This window comes from Helicobacter mehlei, assembly GCF_007280785.1.
Lineage (GTDB): Bacteria > Campylobacterota > Campylobacteria > Campylobacterales > Helicobacteraceae > Helicobacter > Helicobacter mehlei.
In genome coordinates this window covers 137,752-154,798 of record NZ_VKGC01000001.1, presented here as the reverse complement: position 1 = coordinate 154,798, position 17,047 = coordinate 137,752, and the positions used below count along the sequence as shown (strand labels likewise).

Genomic DNA, 17,047 nt, shown 5'->3' with positions numbered 1-17,047 from the left:
CACTTTCTTTAAATAAAGCCATTGTCCATGGCATTTTTAAGTTAAGAAACTCTGATTTGGCGTTGCAAGTTAAGGACATCAAAAATGGCAATGCGCACTAAGGGTTCCTCCACTAGGTGATGACTCATCGGGAGGTAATCCAACCCTTAATCTCTCTAATCAACGTTTTGGTGGCGTTGTCAAAGTCCCCTCTTTGGACTAGATGGTTGAGTTGCATTTTAAAGTCCTGCAATTTAAAGTGACTTTGATGTGGTATCTTAAAGCAACAGCTGGACAAAAGAGAGACAAAATACACTCCTCCTATGTTATGATCTAATAAACAATTAAAAGAGTTAACATGAACCTGTTTATCTTGAACGCTCCCTACTCCATGAGTCTTGAACAAGCACAAGCGGTCAATGTCTTAGCAACAAGCATAAAGCAAGGGGCGCGTTATCAAACTTTGATCGGGGTTACGGGTTCGGGCAAGACCTTTAGCATGGCGAATTTGATCGCGCGCTTGCAAATGCCCACTTTGATCATGAGCCATAATAAAACCCTCTGCGCCCAGCTTTATAGCGAGTTCAAAGGCTTCTTCCCTAAAAACCATGTAGAATACTTTATCTCTCACTTTGATTATTACCAGCCCGAGTCCTACATCCCTAGACGCGATCTATTCATAGAAAAAGACAGCTCCATCAATGAGGATTTAGAACGCCTGCGCTTGAGCGCGGTCACTTCGCTATTAAGCTATGATGATGTGATTGTGGTCGCTAGCGTGTCGGCTAATTATGGGCTGGGCAACCCGGGAGAGTATTTGAGCATGCTAGAAAAAATCCAAGTGGGGCAAGTGCGCCCTTATAAGCAATTCTTGCTCAAACTGGTAGAAATGGGTTATAGTCGCCAAGACATCTTAGAGCGGGGCAAGTTTAGGGCGGTGGGGGAGTGCGTGGATATTTTCCCCGCTTACAATGATGAAAACTTTATCCGTGTAGAATTTTTTGGCGATGAGATCGAGCGCATCACTAGCATGGACGCGTTAGAAAACACCCCCTTAAAGCAACTAGACTCTTACCCCCTCTATGCAGCAAACGCCTTTATTGTGAGCCCGGAGCGTTTGCAACAAGCCATTAAAGACATTGAGCAAGAATTGCAAGCGCGCCTAAGCTTTTTCAAACAAGCCCAAAAGCCCCTAGAGTATGAGCGCCTCAAAACCCGTACTGAATTTGATTTAGAAATGATTAGTGCCACAGGCATTTGTAAGGGCATTGAGAATTACGCGCGCCACTTCACGGGCAAACAAGAGGGGGAGACCCCCTATACCCTCATGGATTACTTCGCCCAAAAGCAACGCCCCTTTTTGGTGATCGTAGATGAGTCGCATGTGAGTCTGCCCCAATTTAGGGGGATGTATGCGGGGGACTTGAGCCGTAAGCAGGTCTTGGTAGATTATGGCTTTAGATTGCCTTGCGCGCTGGATAATCGCCCCCTTCAATACGAGGAGTTTATCGCCAAACCCCCCCATTTTCTCTTTGTCTCAGCCACCCCCAACCCCCTAGAATTAGAACTCTCACAAGGTCATATCGCTGAACAGATTATCCGCCCCACCGGGTTACTAGACCCCGAATACGAAGTGCGCCCTATTGCTAACCAAGTGCGGGATTTATACGAAACTATTAAAGAGGTGGTGGCTAGAAAGGAGCGCGTGTTAGTTACTACCTTGACTAAGCGCATGGCAGAGGAGTTGTGCAAGCACTATTTAGAATGGGGCTTGAGGGTGCAGTATCTGCATAGCGATATTGATGCCATTGAGCGCAACCATTTGATTAGAGAGCTTAGATTAGGGGTTTTTGATGTGCTCATTGGGATCAACTTGTTAAGAGAGGGGTTAGACTTGCCTGAAGTGTCCTTAGTGGCGATCTTGGACGCGGACAAAGAAGGCTTTTTGCGCAGTGAAACCAGCTTAATTCAGACAATGGGGCGCGCCGCACGGCATGTACATGGCAAGGTGATCTTTTATGCAGACAAGATCACAGCAAGCATGCAAAGGGCGATGCAAATTAGCGATGAGAGACGGGCTAAACAAAAAGCCTTTAATGCAGAACATGGCATTGAGCCTAAAAGTGTGCAAAGGCATGTGGAAGAGGAGTTGATCGATAGCCTGCCTGCCAAACCCAAACGCTCCAAAGCCCTAGAAAAAATGCCTAAGAGCGAAAAGGATCGCTTGATCAAAACTTTAAGAGCGCAAATGCAACAACGCGCTAAAGTGCTGGACTTTGAAGAGGCGGCAAGATTGCGCGATGAGATCGCACGGATTAGAGGGTTGTAGTGTGGTGAAAAAATTCTAGCAAAGTTTTGTGCAAAATCCCCGCACTTCTTTATCTAAAGCTAAAATGTCCTCAAGAGTGCTTAAGCTTTGTGTGTCTCTCTCAAAATGCTCCAAGGCTTGGAACATGAGGTTAGCCATTTGTCCAAAAGCGATCTTTTTTGCCCTAAAGGCTTGCAAGGTGGCTTCATTGCTGGCATTGAGCACTACACCTAGTTTAGGGCGTACTAAAAGCGTGTCTTTGAGTGCCCATAGAGGGTAGCGCGCTGTGTCAATGGGCTCAAAGCTAAGTGGGGGCAGACTGAGTAAGTCTAGGGGCTCAATTAGAGGAGTTTGGCAAGCTAAAGAGGGCATGAGCGCATGGGCGATGGGTAGTTGCATGTTGGGGCTAGAGAGTTGGGCATGCACGCTGTGATCTTTAAAGCAAATGAGAGCATGCACGCTGGAGGTGCGCTCAATGCAAGCATCGATGTTAGTCAGTCCAAAAAGCCAATGCGCCTCCAGCACTTCAAAAAGCTTATTGACCATGTTGGCCGAATTGATCGTGATGGGCGCGCCCATTTGCCAATTAGGGTGTTGCAAGACCTTTTCTAGGCTTTGATACGGGATATCAGCAAGGGGCACATCACGCAAAGCCCCCCCGCTGGCGGTTAAATACAGCATTTGGACATGCTCTAAGGGGTGTTTTTGCAACAACGCCCACAAGCCAAAATGCTCGCTATCGATGGGTAAAATCTGTTTGGTGTCTAAAAGCCAGCCTGCCACCACTAAGGACTCTTTATTGGCGAGGGCTAGTTTTTTGTGGTGTTGCAACGCACTTAGAGTGGGGGCTAACCCCCCAAAGCCTACGATTGCATTTAATACAAGGCTTGCTTGGGAGCAAGCGATCATTTCACAAATCCCTTGAGGGCCTACAAAGACCTCAACTCCTTGAGGCACTTGCAATAAAGATCGATCATGTGGATCTAAAATCGCCACTTGGCTAGGTTGGTGGGTTTTGATTTGGGCGTTTAAAAGGGGTATGTTACGCCCCGCACTCAAGCCCTCGATCTTAAGGTTAAGGCGTTGCGCCACTTGGAGGGCTTGCACGCCAATAGAACCCGTGCTCCCTAAAATTAGCATAGAGGACATCTGTTGGTCAAAATAACAACAAAAAGTGTAAGGACATCGCTCCAAAGAGCATGGCATCAAAACGATCCAACATGCCACCGTGCCCGGGTAAAATATGCCCACTATCCTTCACGCCCACCCGCCTTTTTAAATAACTCTCATATAAATCGCCCAAAATAGAACTCAGAGCCGTGAGCGCGCTAATGCCCAGTGCGGGTAAAAATTTCCCACTCTCTACACTCTCGATGCCCACAATCCCCCCAATCAAACTAGAGAAAACAAATCCAATCAAAGCCCCCTCCAGACTTTTATTGGGTGAAGCCGCACTTAAGGGCGTGGTCCCAAAGAGTCGCCCGCCAAAATACGCCCCCACATCAGCCACCACCACCACCACCACAAGCCAAACCACTGCACTCACGCCAAAATCTTTAAAAAGCGCAAAGAGAGATAAAAAGGGCACAGCTGGATAGATCAGGACATAAGTTTTTTGCATGTTGGAGGTGCGGTAGGCTAACACCCCGGCCAAGAGCATGCCCACAAACAAAACGCTCTCTACGGGGCGTTGGTTAAAGTAGCCTAAAACCCACACCAACACGGCAATCAAATAATAGAACTTATTGAAACCAAAATTATATATCTTCTGGTGCAAGCGCAGAGTTTCATGGAAACAGACCAAAAAAATCACCCCCAATACCCCCCAAAAAACCAGCAGATCGTTGAGATAAAACACAACAATGGCTAAAAGAATGAGAAACGCCCCTGTGATATAGCGTGTCTTGTCGGCTAAAATTTTACCTTTAAAATCTTTCATGTCCGCCTCCTAGCGCACAAAAATTTGAGCTATTGCTGTGTAAGTAACAAGGCTAATCAACCCAATCCCCATCATATTGAGCCAAAAGCCCGCTTTAATCATGTCCCTCATTTGGATATACCCCGATCCATAGGCGATTGCATTGGGGGGTGTGGCTACAGGTAACATAAAAGCACAAGTAGCCGCTAGGGCAACGGGAATGGTCAGCAAGAGGGTATGCACACCACTATAACCCATCCCAATGGCTACGCCCCCAATCACGGGTAAGAAGGCTGCAGCGGTGGCGGTGTTGGATGTGATCTCGGTTAAAAAGATCACCATGGAGGTCACCAACACAATCAAAAGCAACAAGGGAACATGCCCTAAGAGCGCGACTTGGTGCCCAATCCACAGGGAAAGCCCGGTTTTGCCAAATTGTGCGCTTAGAGCCAATCCTCCACCAAAGAGCAAGAGCACATCCCAAGGTAGCTTACGCATATTCCCCCAATCAATCAAGCGGCCCTTTGGGGTGGGGATGATAAAGAGCAACACCGCCACAGCCATCGCGATAATGGAATCGATATTGGCGATCTTGTGCCCCAAAGATTCCAATAAATGCCCTAAAAAAATCCAGCTCAAAGAGGCTAGAGCAAATAGACAAGCGACCCAAATCTCCCCAGAACTCATTTTGCCTAATTTTTGCAACTCCAAGCGGATCAAATCCTTGCCCCCGGGGATATTTTTAATTTTAATGGGAAAAATCACATAGGTTAAAAGCACCCATGCACCTAAGAGCATCATCAAAGAGAGGGGCACGCCCAAGAGCATCCACTTACCAAAATCGATCTTGACATGCATAGCCTCTTGCATGTAGCCGGCTAAAAGGGCGTTGGGCGGTGTGCCAATGAGAGTGCCTAGCGAACCTATCGAGGCGCTATAGGCAATGCCCAACATCAAGCAAACACTAAAGTTAGTACGGTAAATGGGGGTGCCGGGTATATCTGCCCCCTTGCTGGCAATGGTATTAAGTGCACCCCCTTGTGTGGCTTTGTAAGAGAGCGGATCGGTCTCTGGGCTGGTCTGGCACTGCTCTTGCTTGAGCAATTTGGCCACTAGGTGCAGCACGCTAAGTCCTACTGGCATCATCATCACCGCTGTGGCGGTGTTAGAAACCCACATGGATAAAAATGCGGTCGCCAGCATAAAACCTATGACCAAGCCTCTAGGGCTTGTACCCACTAACAAGATGATGTTAAGAGCGATTCGGCTATGCAAATTCCATTTTTGCATAGCCATTGCCAGCACAAAGCCTCCCATGAACAAAAAGATAATGGGCGAGCCATAAGAAGCCCCAACATCCTTAAAGCTAGCTACCCCCAAGAGGGTAAAAAGTACAAGGGGCAAAAGGGCGGTGGCGACCAATTCAATCGCCTCGCTCATCCACCACACGCCCATTAAGATCGCAACACTGGCGACAATGGGCATGGCTTCAATTTTAAGTTTGGGTTGGTTGAGAGTTTGGGTGATACTCTCTAGGTGGCTGGACATGGCAAAATAAACCAGCAGGGCTAAGATAATCCCCCCCCAAAAACCAATCCATGGAATCCAACGGCTATACCTGAATGCATCTGTGTCTGACATTTGTCTCCTCAAAAAAAAGATCCTCAAAAAAAAGAAGTATATGCAAATTGCATAAATACGAGGTTTAATGTTTCATATGAGATATCGCTTATAAGAAGAATTTACTCACTCTACCACAATATAATCGCAATGGGTGGGATTTTTGCCAAAAGTGGCTAAACGCCCGGGCATCTTGTGTTGCTGAAAATATGCCATCTTGTGTTAGACTAACTGGGATACTGGGTGGTCAAATTTGAAAATGGGGGATTCCCTTGTTAGCAAGATGGGTTTTAAGGGGTGTTTGGGGCTTTTTATTGGGGCTTGTGCTGGCAGAAAGTCTGTGGTCTGGAAACAACACCCCAGCCATTAACAACCCACGAATCAAGTATCTTCAAGAGGAATATTGGCGTATTGAAAAAACATTAAATTCTGGCGACAATATTTGGCTCAAAAAGTTTAGCAATGTTGAAAATTATGAACAAGTCTATGAACAGATCCAACAGATCCAACACCGGTTAAAAGTTATGAAAAGCAAAAAGGACACCAATACCCTTAAAATCAACACCCTTGAGCGTACTTTGCAAGCCCTCAAACACCAAGAGGATCTTTTGGAGCAATACAAAGTTAATCCTTTCAAAGAGCTCGTTGAAAAACCCCAGATCAGCAATATTCCCAGTATCACAAACCCGATTGCCATTGTAACCGGAATTTCTTTTATTAAACAGATTAAAGCCAAATACACCACCATGAAGCACCACCAGCAAAGTTTGGCAAATGTCTTGGACTTAATCGATCAAGAATTATACACCCTCACCCAACTGGATTTGTTGCAAAGAGAAGGCATGTATGATCTCTTTAAAGACAATGATCTTTCCAAGAAGATTTACCAAGAGCAGGCGAAAAAAATCGAATTACAGGGGGCGCAGAGTCTTTTAAAAACCAGCATCGATATTTATGCCAAAGACATTGAGGAAGTGAGCCTAAATATCAAGTCCCAGATCAAGGATCAAATCTTTAAGCTAGCCTATGTGATTTTAATTGCTTTGGGGAGCATTGTTTTAGCGTGGGTGTTGAAAATCATTAGCCATAAGTACGTGCATAGCAATGAGCGTGCCTACACGATCAACAAGGCGATCAACTTTATCAACGCTAACATCATCATTTTAATTTTCTTGTTTGCTTACTTAGAGAATGTGTCTTATTTGGTAACCGTACTAGGCTTTGCTAGTGCCGGGCTAGCCATTGCCATGCGGGATTTGTTCATGAGCTTGCTAGGCTGGCTAACCATTATGATCGGGGGAAATGTGCATGTGGGGGATCGGGTAAAAGTCTCCAAAGAGGGGAATACCTATGTGGGCGATGTGCTGGACATTTCCATGCTCTATATCACCATTTTAGAAGATGTAACCCTAACCAGTTACAAAGAAAATGATTACCGCGCCGGACGCATCATTTTTATTCCTAATAACTACATTTTTACAAATCTATTCGCCAACTATAGCCATTTTGGCATGAAAACCGTTTGGGATGGAATCGATTTTTTCATCACCTTTGACTCCAACCACAAAAAGGCGATGCAAATTGCCCTAGACATCGCCAACACACACGCTAAGCAATATACCGAGATGACCTATAAACAAATGAACAGCATGCGCACCAAATATTCTCTACGCAACACCAGTGCTAACCCTAGAGTGTTCATGGCCTTAGAAAAAGACGGGATACATATCTCGGTGTGGTATCAAACTAACTCCTATGCCACACTGGTGCTCAAATCTAAGATCTCAGCAGGTATTATAGACGCGCTGTTAAAAGAGCCCGATATTTTTGTTGCTTACAGCACGACCAAGATCATTAGAGATTATGCAGATGGTTTTGCTAATAAAAATATGACTAGGAAACCCGATGAAACAGAAAGTCTATTTTAAAACTTTTGGTTGCCGCACGAATTTATTTGATACCCAAGTGATGTTGGCGCATTTGAAAGCTTTTGAGCGTGTGGATTGCGAACAAGAAGCCGATATTGTAGTGCTCAATTCCTGCACGGTAACTAATGATGCCGATTACAGCGCGCGCGCCTATGCTAAAAAAATGCATGCTTTGGGTAAGCGGGTATTTTTTACCGGCTGTGGGGCTAATACGCAAGGGCACAGACTCTTTAAGAGCGGGCATGTTTTTGGCGTATTTGGGCACGACCACAAAACACAGATCGATGGTTTGTTACAACAGGAAAAGAGTTTTTTTTATGAGGACAAGCAAGAAAAACTCGATCAAAGCTTGCTACAAGAATTTGTGGGCAAAACCCGTGCTTTTGTGAAAATCCAAGAGGGGTGTGATTTTAAATGCAGTTATTGCATCATCCCCTCTGTGCGGGGTAAATCCCGCAGCTTGTCAGAAAATCAGATTTTAGAGCAATGCCAAGTGTTAGCCCAAAGCGGGGTGTTAGAAGTCGTGCTCACCGGCACCAATGTGGGGAGTTATGGCAAGGACACCAAGAGTAACATGGCCGGTTTGATTAAAAAAATTGCCCAAAACACGCCCATTAAACGCATACGCATTGGTAGCCTAGAGCCTAGCCAAATTGATGCCGAGTTTTTAGAATTGCTCGATCACCCCATTTTAGAGAAGCATTTGCATATCGCCTTGCAACACAGCCATGACTCTATGTTAAAGCGCATGCGGCGGGTTAATCGGGTCAAGAGCGATCGCGTGCTTTTCGAACATATTGCCTCTAAGGGTTTTGCATTGGGGACAGATTTTATTGTGGGGCATCCTTTTGAGGATGAGCCCACATGGCAACAAGCATGGGAGAATTTTAAACAACTCCCTTTAACCCACATCCACCCTTTTATCTATAGCCCCCGTGCAGGCACGCCATCAAGCACCATGCCAAATCGGATTAATGGCAGTGTAGCGAGAACCCGCTTGAATCAAATTAAACATTACGTGCAGGGCAATAACCTAGCCTTTAGGCAAGCCTTGCGCGTGCAGGGGCAAGTCTTAGAAGTGTTGGTAGAAAGTTACAAAGAGGGCTATTACTATGGGCATGACCAATATTTTAACCCAATTAAAATCCAAGCTAGCCAAGATTTATGCGGGCAATGGGTGGAGTTTAGAGATTATGAAGTTTTGGAGGATGGCAACTATGCGGCGTTTTAAAAAGGTCGCTATTGGCACGCTGGTGATTTTAGTCGGCGTGATTTTTGTGCTCTTTTTGATTTTGAGAGAGCCCACTAAGCTGGTGAGCATCCAAGATTTTAATGCCTTATTGCATTCAGATAAAATCCAAAGTATCAAGATGGATGATCGCTATATTTATTTGAAGGTGGATTTTAAGATTTACAAGACTGCGCGGGTGGGCTGGAAAGATTCTTTGCAGTTTCCGACCAATATCCCCATTGAGATTTTAGAGGAGGATAACACCACCCAGCAAATCCTCGATTTTGTAATCATCTTCTTTTTTCTTGTTCTTTTGGCACTCATTTTGCGCTTTGCTTGGAACAAAAAGAATTACCCTGTGCAAACTTCCTATGACAATGTGCTCAAAGCCCAAAGCCCGCCCATGCCCTCTTTGCATGCCACTTTGCCTAGCGTGCGCTTTGAAGATGTGGCCGGCACTAAAGAAGTTAAAGAAGAGCTTTATGAGATCGTAGATTATCTCAAAAACCCCAAGAAATACCAAGATTTAAAGATCAAACTCCCTAAAGGCGTGCTCTTGGTGGGCCCCCCGGGGGTGGGCAAGACGATGATTGCTAAAGCCCTAGCCTCTGAAGCTAAAGTGCCCTTTTTTTACCATAGTGGGAGCGCGTTTGTACAAATCTATGTGGGCGTGGGGGCTAAAAGAGTGCGCGAACTCTTTGCTAAGGCGAAGGCTTTTAGCCCCTCGATTGTCTTCATTGATGAGATTGACGCTGTGGGCAAGGCTAGAGGCCATCAGCGCAATGACGAGAGGGAAGCTACGCTCAATCAACTTTTAACCGAGATGGATGGCTTTGAGGAAAGCGCACAGGTGATTGTGATCGGGGCGACTAATAAGATCGATGTGATGGATGAGGCCTTGCTACGCAGCGGGCGTTTTGATCGGCGTATTTTTATCTCTCTGCCCGATTTAGAAGAACGCATACAGATTTTGGATTCTTATCTCAAAGACAAGCAACATAGCCTAGATTGTAAAGAGGTGGCTAAAATCTGCGTGGGCTTTAGCGGAGCAATGCTCTCTTCTTTAGTCAATGAGAGCGCGCTCAACGCGCTTAGGCATAACGCCCAAATCATCACCATGAAGGACATTTTAGAGGTCAAGGATAAGATCGCCTTTGGTAAGAAGAAAAATGCCGCTTTGAGCGAGCAGGAAAAAAATCTCTATTCTCTATACCAAAGCGCGAAGGCATTTAGTGCCTACTGGCTAGATGTGGATTTTGATAAGGTCTTATTGGTGGGGGATTTTTTGATTGCTAGCGATCAAAAGGTGCGTAGCCAAAGTGAGATGAATAATAGTATTAAGGTGTATCTGAGTGGGATGATCATCTTAGAGTTGTTTTTTCAAGAGCACTACACCTTAGCTAAAGACGATCTCAAACACGCCTTTGAAATCGCCAAGCGCATGTGTGAGGATTATGCGATGGGGCATAAATTCATCGGGGATCGCGCGGATATGGAAGCGTTGCTAGGCACGCTACATAAGGAACAAAAGGAATTTTTGGGCAATTCTAAAATGCAGGTAGAAGCCATTGCTAAAGTACTCTTGGAAAAAGAAAAACTCTCCAAAACCCAAATGCAAGAAATCTTGCGCTCCTTTGTGTGATGGTGGGGCGTTATTTTAGTGGCTTTGGTTTTCAGCGGGAAGAATGGCTTTTTGAGTCGATTTTAAAACCATGCGGACTCTATGATGTGGCTGGCTTTAGCTATGGGGCAATTTGTGCGCTAGAGTATGCTTGTGAGCAAGTTAAGCAAAACAAACGCATACAACGCCTAGTGTTGATTGCCCCCTGTATGCTCGCCCACAAAAGCCAAGCCTTTAAAAATTTACAGCTCAAAGCCTACCAACAAAACCCACACGCCTACATGCAAGCCTTTTTTGAGAAAATCGGCTGGAGCGCGCTCTTAGCACAAGACCCCAGTTTAGCGCGTTATACGCATTTAGGCAGCTTGCAAGATTTACAAATTTTGCTCAACTACCACTATGCCCCTGAAAAGCTAGAGTTTTTATGCGCTAGGGGAGTGCGTTTGGAGGTCTTTATCGGATTGGAAGATGCGATCATGGACGCTAAAGCTTTGTGCGTCTTTTTTAGAAATTATGGCTGTGTGTGGCAGTTTAAGGGAGCTAATCACTTATTAATAAAAGCAAAAAAATAATAAACATTGGGTTATGATTTATCAATTTCCGTTATAGCAAAACCACTTAATCCCCACACGACTTGGGTGTTATGATTTAAAGGAAAGATATGAATTTTAGAGTAAAGGTTTTGTTTGTTTTGGCGGTGTTGATGATTTTCACTTTTGGCATCACCATGAGCGTCATTAGCCACAAGGTCCAAAACAACATTACCAAAGGAACGCGCCAAACTCTCTCCTTGATGGTGAATATGCTCTCTTCTTCTTTGCAAGAAACCGATGGGCATCTCCGCGCGATGCTCCAAGATACCGTTAAACACTTTGAAAATGTGGATTTAAACGATTTGCCTAGAGTGGAGCAAATCTTAAATTTTGTGCAAAGTGGGAGTGAAGATGTGCATGTCGCCTTTGAAAATGGGATCATCATCAAATCCATTGGGAAAAAGCCCGAAAATTACGACCCTAGAAAACGCACATGGTACCAGCATGCCCGTGAGAATCCTAACCACATTTACATCACCAAGCCCTATGTCGATCTCTTCACCCAAAAGACCATCATCACCTACTCGCTAGCTTTAATGCAAAAGGGCGTGTTTAAGGGCGTGATCGCCTCAGATGTTGCCGTAGAATCTGTTTTGAAAGCCATTAGCAGTTCTTTTTTTGCTGCTAAGGGGCATGTGCATGTGCTGGATGCTAGCGGTGTGGTGCTCGCCTCCTCCACCTACAAAAAGGGCACCAAATACCACCCAGACGACCCACAATTAGTCCGCCAAATCTTATCTGACCAAGTGGGTTTTATGGAGCGCGATCACCCCAGTGGGGATAAATTCTATGTTTGGACAACGGTGCCCGATCTGGGTTGGAAAGTCGTGGGTAGGGTGTTTAAAAAGGTAGCTTTAGCAAGTCTAATCGACATCCAAAAGACGCTTTTGATCATAGGGGTTATCTCTCTTGTCATCGTCCTGTGTGTCCTCTTTGGCGTGATTGAGATTTTATTTAAGCCTTTAATCAAACTTAGAGACTTGATCGTTGAGTTGGTCTCTCAAGAGGGGGATTTGACCAAACGCCTACAGGTTAAAGGCAAAGATGAAATCGCCACCATCTCCAAAAACATCAATGCGCTTTTAGAAAAAACACAGGGCATTATTTCCAATATCAAGGAATTGAGTAACCAAAATACCCAAATCGCCAACACGTTACACACCAGTTCAAGTGATGTCTCCCAAAACACCCAAGAGGAGACAGAACGCATTTGTGTTGCGGTTAAAAATGGGAATGACATTGTGCAGAGTATTTTGATGGGGGCTAATAACGCCGATCACAACAATAAAAACCTCGTGCGAACGGGCAATAACTTAGAGGAAGTGCGCGCTAAAATCCAAACCTTTAGCCAAAATCTCGCCCACAATGCCCAGCTGGGGGTGGAGTTTTCTAATAAACTAGAAGAGGCCTCTAAGAATACCGAAAATATCAAAGCCATCTTAACCCTCATTGCCGATGTGGCAGAACAGACCAATTTACTAGCCCTCAATGCCGCCATTGAGGCAGCTAGAGCGGGCGAGCATGGACGGGGGTTTGCCATTGTGGCTGATGAGGTGCGTAAATTGGCCGAAAAGACCAAGAATAGCTTAAATGAGGTGGATCACACCATTAACGAAGTGGTGCGCGCTGTGGGGGATATTAGCCAACATCTGCACAGCAATGCTCAAGAGATTTTAAAAACCTCCGAGCTCACTTTAGCTTTGCAAGAAGTCGTGGATGCCAATGTGCAAAATATCCAAGTAGTGATCAACGCCACCACCCACGATGTGAGCGAGTTTAAGGAGGTGGCTAAAGCCACCCAAGCCATTGTGAGGGAAATCCAAGAGATCAACCAACTAGCCTCGCTCAATTACCAAAGCGTGCAAGATGTGAGCCAAGCTAGCTCCTCTTTAAAGCAAATGGCAGACATCTTTGATCGCGAGCTAGGGAAGTTTAAAGTCTAGTTACCGATAAATCGTTATAATAGCGCATTTTTTGGTAAAAGAAGTGAGATGGATCTGCGTGCGGGCTTTCTTGGGGTGTTGGTGGTGTTGTTATTTTGGGGTTGTTCGGATCAAAAGCACGGGTCGCGCCCCCTTGAAATGCAAGAACAGCCCGTAACCTTCTTTAATTTTTTGGACCAAAATCACCAAGAGTTTCGCCTTAAAATCACACCCGATCACCTGCAAATCCTATCCCCTGAGAGCACCCACAAGCCCCTTTTTATCATGGTTTTTGGTTTAGATGCACCCTCTGCACCTTTTGTAACGCTTTTTAATCGTATTCAAGAAAACTTCAAGGACAAGGTGGCATTTTTAGCGTTTTTGGACAAATCTTATCCACAAGATAAGATCGAAAGCTACACCAAAGAGCACGCCTTACATTTTTCTATGCTAAACCTGATGGATAACACCTCTTTTAGCACGCCTCTCAATAGTGCCTCTTGGCCCTTGCCTTATTTTTTGCTCTATGACAAACATGGCAAGTTGTATCAAAGCTACCGCGGGGCACTTGTTGAAGAGATGCTAACCAAAGAACTTCAAGATTTAATCCAAACCCAGAGAGATTGATGTTTAACTTTTTCAAAAAGACAATTCAAAATGTTGCCTCTTTGCTCAAAACCAAAGACGCGGCTTTTAGCAAAGAAGAGATGGAGGAAATCTTAATCGGCTTTGATGTGCAATTTGATCTAGTCGAAAAGCTCTTAGAACACCTGCCCGATCAAATCAAGCGCAACCACCTAGAAGTCGCCTTAATGCGTTTTTTACGCAAAGAGAGTTACTACGACCAAGTGCGCTTAAAGCCCTTAGACACCAAGCCCTTAGTTTCTTTAATCTTGGGGGTCAATGGGGCGGGCAAGACCACCACGATAGCCAAACTGGCTAAAAAGCACCTGCTCAATAACCAAAAAGTTTTATTAGGAGCGGGGGACACCTTTAGGGCTGCTGCGGTCAAACAACTCCAACTTTGGGGGGAGAAGTTGCAATTAGAGGTGATTAGCGCGGGGCAAAATAGCGATCCTAGCGCGCTCGCTTTCAACACCATTGAGGCGGGGATTGCTAGAGGGGCGGATCAAATCATCATCGACACCGCCGGCAGACTACACAACCAAACCAATCTCAAAAATGAGTTGTTAAAAATCTCTAGGGTGTGTAGCAAGGCACTAAACAACGCCCCCTACTATAAAATCCTAATACTAGATGGCACGCAGGGTAGCTCGGCACTCGAACAGGCTAAGATTTTCCATGAAAGTTTAGAGCTGGACGGAGTGATTGTTACCAAACTAGATGGCACGAGCAAGGGGGGATGTATTTTAAGCATTCTTTATGAATTGCAACTGCCTATTTTGTATCTAGGCGTGGGGGAGAAAGAAAACGACTTGATCGCTTTTGAGGAAATGGAGTATGTCAAAAGCCTTTTAGATGCGATCTTTAAAGATGGCAAAGAAGACTAGGGTCTTTGAGTGCCAACATTGCGGATTTGTCAGCCCTAAGTGGTTAGGCAAGTGCAATAACTGCAACCAGTGGGAGAGCTTTGTTGAGATTAGTTCCAAAGAGCTAGAAAACCTAAAGCCCTTTAAAAATACCCCCAAACTCTCAGCTATCTCTATTGCTAAGGTCGAGCAAGAGAGTATCAGCACCTTTAGTTCCACACAAAAAGAACTAGATATTGTATTAGGTGGGGGGATTGTGCCCGGGGGGTTGTATTTGATCGGGGGGGCTCCTGGCGTGGGTAAAAGCACGCTGTTATTAAAAGTGGCAGGCGGGCTAGCGGGCACGGGTTTAAGCGTGCTGTATGTGAGCGGGGAGGAGAGCGCGGGGCAGATTCGCCTAAGAGCCGATCGCCTACAATGCGTGCAGGAAAAGCTGTATCTACTCAATGAAATTGATTTAGACACGATCAAGGCGCATTTACTCGGGCAAAATTACGCCGTGTGTGTGATCGACTCGATCCAAACTTTATATTCTAGTGCGATCAGCTCTGCCCCCGGCTCGATCTCTCAGGTAAGAGAAATCACCTTTGATCTCATGCGTCTAGCCAAGCAAGAGCAGATCGCCATTTTTATCATCGGACACATCACTAAAGAGGGCTCGATCGCCGGTCCTAGGGTGCTCGAGCACATGGTCGATTCCGTGCTTTACTTTGAGGGCGATCCGAGTAGAGAGCTTAGAATTTTACGCAGTTTTAAAAACCGCTTTGGGGCGACCAGCGAAGTGGGGATTTTTGAAATGCACCAAGAGGGCTTGATGAGTGCTAAGGAGGCTTCTAAACTCTTTTTCTCTCAAAAGCAAAGCCTAGCGGGCAGTGCCTTAAGTGTGGTGCTGGAGGGCTCAAGGGCGTTGATTTTAGAAATCCAAGCCTTAGTGTGTGAAAGCTCTTTAGCCAACCCTAAACGCCTTGCCACCAGCTTTGACACTAACCGCTTGCACATGCTCTTAGCCTTGCTAGAAAAAAAGCTAGAAATCCCGCTCAATCGTTACGATGTCTTTATCAATGTATCCGGGGGGATTAAAATCAGCGAAACGAGCGCGGATTTAGCTGTGATCGCCAGCATTCTCTCTAGCTTTCGAAACCGCCCGATCAGCAATAAAACCGCCTTCATCGGGGAGGTGGGCTTAACCGGCTCGGTGCAAGAAGTGCCGAATTTAAATGTGCGCTTAAAAGAAATGGAGAATTACGGCTTTTTAAAGGCGATTGTGCCTAAAAAACCCAATCTCAAAACCCCCATTGCCTGCTACGAAGCCAAAGATGTGTCGCAGATCATTGAGTGGATGTAGGGCCAGACTTTTAAACGCTCAATCTGTGCCAACTGATCCAAGCCCTTTAGCTTGGCTGACTCCAGCGTTGTTCGATCTTGCCAAAGTGCCAAATCCCATAGGAGATCGCCCAAACCAGCACAAATAAGCCCACCAAGTAATAACCTAAATCCCCAAAATCCAAATCTTTAAGATACCCCAATAATCCACCAAATTCCCAATGCATCTTTTGACTGAGCACTTGGAAAAGCTCAATTAAACCAATCACTAATGCCACTAACACGCTTAGAGTCGTGATCGTGATGTTGTAATAAATTTTACGCAAAGGTGTTTTAAAAGCCCAATCATAGGCCTTAACCATGAACACCCCATCGCAGGTATCAAATAAACTCATCCCAGCGGCAAAGAGAATGGGCAAGGAGAGCATGCCCAGTACGCTGGTTTTGATCGCCCCCCCAGAGAGCGACAACAAAGCGATCTCGCTGGCTGTATCAAAACCTAGACCAAATAAAAACCCAATCGGGTAGATGTGCCAACTCTTAGAAACAAAGGCAAAAAGGGGTTTAAAAAAGCGGTTCATCAAACCCCTCTCTTGCAAGAGGGTTTCTAGGGCTTCTTGGTTATAAGAACTGCTTTGACTCTGCTTGAAGACCTTAAAAAGATCAATCAGTATAAAGACATTGATTAGCCCTACCAAGAGCAAGAATAGACCCGAAACTAAGGTACCCACCACGCCCCCCACCTCCCTAAGTGCGGGGGTGTGGGTGTCCATCCAGCGGATCGCAAATACACTGACGATCGTAGCCAAGATAACCACACTAGAATGCCCCATAGAAAAGTAAAACCCAACTCCCATGGCATTTTGCTTTTGCTGGGAGAGTTTGCGGATCGTGTTGTCAATACAGGCAATATGATCGGCATCAAAGGCATGTCTAGAGCCTAGCATATAAGCCGTGCCAGCTAGGGCGTAAAACTTAATATCCCCGGATAAAAACAAGAGCAACAAGCCCAAAGCATGTAAAAAAACAATCGCCAAAGCATAGGGCAACCACGAACGCATGCAACAACCTTATGTTTTTAAATTTGTCATATTTAGAACCTGCAAAAAAATTA

General features: G+C 45.4%; 13 protein-coding genes. 9 read left to right on the top strand and 4 right to left on the bottom strand.

What is annotated here, in order from left to right:
* Positions 1–337: 337 nt before the first annotated feature.
* Complete coding sequence (gene uvrB, locus FNE76_RS00780; protein WP_120948122.1) at positions 338–2,308, top strand: excinuclease ABC subunit UvrB; 1,971 nt, start codon at positions 338–340, stop codon at positions 2,306–2,308.
* A gap of 15 nt (positions 2,309–2,323) precedes the next feature.
* Here the strand turns inward: uvrB and dxr are convergent, their stop codons facing one another.
* The 3 genes from dxr to FNE76_RS00765 are packed head-to-tail and all read right to left on the bottom strand — an operon-like array spanning position 2,324 to position 5,846.
* Entirely contained in the window at positions 2,324–3,427 is a 1,104-nt protein-coding gene (dxr, locus tag FNE76_RS00775) for a 1-deoxy-D-xylulose-5-phosphate reductoisomerase (RefSeq protein ID WP_162983074.1), read from the bottom strand.
* 16 nt (positions 3,428–3,443) lie between these two features.
* Positions 3,444–4,226 (bottom strand): phosphatidate cytidylyltransferase, encoded by a 783-nt coding sequence (locus FNE76_RS00770; RefSeq protein ID WP_120948120.1) that lies wholly within the window; start codon positions 4,224–4,226, stop codon positions 3,444–3,446.
* Positions 4,227–4,235: 9 nt separating this feature from the next.
* Entirely contained in the window at positions 4,236–5,846 is a 1,611-nt protein-coding gene (locus FNE76_RS00765) for an SLC13 family permease (RefSeq protein WP_120948119.1), read from the bottom strand.
* 317 nt (positions 5,847–6,163) lie between these two features.
* Between FNE76_RS00765 and FNE76_RS00760 the strand changes: the two genes are divergently transcribed.
* From FNE76_RS00760 to radA, 8 genes are all read left to right on the top strand, one after another.
* Complete coding sequence (locus FNE76_RS00760; protein WP_235852236.1) at positions 6,164–7,753, top strand: mechanosensitive ion channel family protein; 1,590 nt, start codon at positions 6,164–6,166, stop codon at positions 7,751–7,753.
* The gene (gene mtaB / locus FNE76_RS00755; protein ID WP_120948117.1) at positions 7,731–8,984 is read left to right on the top strand and encodes a tRNA (N(6)-L-threonylcarbamoyladenosine(37)-C(2))-methylthiotransferase MtaB; all 1,254 of its coding nucleotides are present in this window, start codon (positions 7,731–7,733) and stop codon (positions 8,982–8,984) included. Before FNE76_RS00760 ends, mtaB begins: the two co-directional genes overlap by 23 nt.
* On the top strand, positions 8,971–10,626 hold the full coding sequence (locus tag FNE76_RS00750) for an AAA family ATPase (protein WP_185962950.1): 1,656 nt from the start codon (positions 8,971–8,973) through the stop codon (positions 10,624–10,626). The genes mtaB and FNE76_RS00750 overlap by 14 nt, the downstream gene beginning before the upstream one ends.
* On the top strand, positions 10,626–11,177 hold the full coding sequence (gene bioV / locus FNE76_RS00745; RefSeq protein WP_120948116.1) for a pimelyl-ACP methyl ester esterase BioV: 552 nt from the start codon (positions 10,626–10,628) through the stop codon (positions 11,175–11,177). The genes FNE76_RS00750 and bioV overlap by 1 nt, the downstream gene beginning before the upstream one ends.
* An 89-nt stretch (positions 11,178–11,266) precedes the next feature.
* Complete coding sequence (locus tag FNE76_RS00740; RefSeq protein ID WP_235852233.1) at positions 11,267–13,141, top strand: methyl-accepting chemotaxis protein; 1,875 nt, start codon at positions 11,267–11,269, stop codon at positions 13,139–13,141.
* 48 nt (positions 13,142–13,189) lie between these two features.
* A complete protein-coding gene (locus FNE76_RS00735) occupies positions 13,190–13,747 on the top strand; it encodes a hypothetical protein (protein WP_120948115.1) in 558 nt (185 codons plus the stop codon).
* A complete protein-coding gene (ftsY, locus tag FNE76_RS00730; RefSeq protein WP_143928328.1) occupies positions 13,747–14,631 on the top strand; it encodes a signal recognition particle-docking protein FtsY in 885 nt (294 codons plus the stop codon). Before FNE76_RS00735 ends, ftsY begins: the two co-directional genes overlap by 1 nt.
* Complete coding sequence (gene radA / locus FNE76_RS00725) at positions 14,615–15,955, top strand: DNA repair protein RadA (protein ID WP_143928338.1); 1,341 nt, start codon at positions 14,615–14,617, stop codon at positions 15,953–15,955. The genes ftsY and radA overlap by 17 nt, the downstream gene beginning before the upstream one ends.
* Before the next feature lie 46 nt (positions 15,956–16,001).
* Here radA and FNE76_RS00720 read toward each other — a convergent pair whose 3' ends face one another.
* Entirely contained in the window at positions 16,002–16,994 is a 993-nt protein-coding gene (locus tag FNE76_RS00720) for a HoxN/HupN/NixA family nickel/cobalt transporter (RefSeq protein WP_143928327.1), read from the bottom strand.
* Positions 16,995–17,047: the final 53 nt, after the last annotated feature.